This is a genomic window from Desulfamplus magnetovallimortis (genome assembly GCF_900170035.1).
GTDB lineage: Bacteria > Desulfobacterota > Desulfobacteria > Desulfobacterales > Desulfobacteraceae > Desulfamplus > Desulfamplus magnetovallimortis.
On the sequence record NZ_LT828610.1, the window covers coordinates 1 to 877 of the forward strand.

Consider the following 877-nt stretch of genomic DNA (forward strand, 5'->3'; position numbering starts at 1 on the left):
TACTTAAACGTTGCATAACATTTTATACAGTATGAGTAATGGCCTTAATATTCAATAAGTTGCATTACGATTTTATATTTTTTACCATGCTCAATTTAAATATTGTATTTTACTATACATAAGCGTCATATATTGTTTTATTCTCATATCCTCAAAAGATATGGACATATGTACAAATAGGTATTATTATCCATTAAGTTAGTATGTTATGACTATTAACCTCTTTGGAGATTGAACAATGAATTACGCTGCTTTTAGAAAATCAGTTTTGGATAAATTGACAATAAATAAAAAAGTTTCCAATGTATGTTTTTCCTATCTGCTTTTTCTTATGTCTGTAGCTCGAAAACATTCTCTGGAAGAAGCCGCAAATTTTTCGGGGAAAAACAAGTCCCAATTTAGCAGGTTTCTAAAGAATCATAGTTCATTATCCGAAACAAATCTTAACAACTTATCTAAAAAACAGTCAAAAATACTTTTCAAAAAATGTAAAAGGTTACAAAAGGGATCTCTTCCATGGAGGGTGGCAATTATTGTTGATGCAACGATTCAAAATCGTTCAAGCATTCATACCGAAAATTCTCAAAAATTTAATCATGGAAATGGGTATGTCATAGGTCATCAATGGACAAATATAGTGTTGATTATAAATGAAATAATTATTCCTCTTATGCCAATACCATTTTACAGTAAAAACTATTGTAAGAAAAACAAAATAAAGTATAAAACTGAGCATGAAGTAGTGATTGAATATTTTGAACAATTGAATCTATATGAATACATCGGGTATCATTCTCCTGAAGAGGTGGTCGTTTTAGCAGATAGTGGTTATGACGACAAACGAATAGAAAATGTAATTAAAGATAAGAAATGGCAT

General features: G+C 29.2%; 1 protein-coding gene. It reads left to right on the top strand.

The window, feature by feature from the left end; genetic code table 11:
* Nucleotides 1–238: 238 nt before the first annotated feature.
* The coding region (locus MTBBW1_RS27240; protein ID WP_139786943.1) for a hypothetical protein at nucleotides 239–877 on the top strand (639 nt) is incomplete at its 3' end.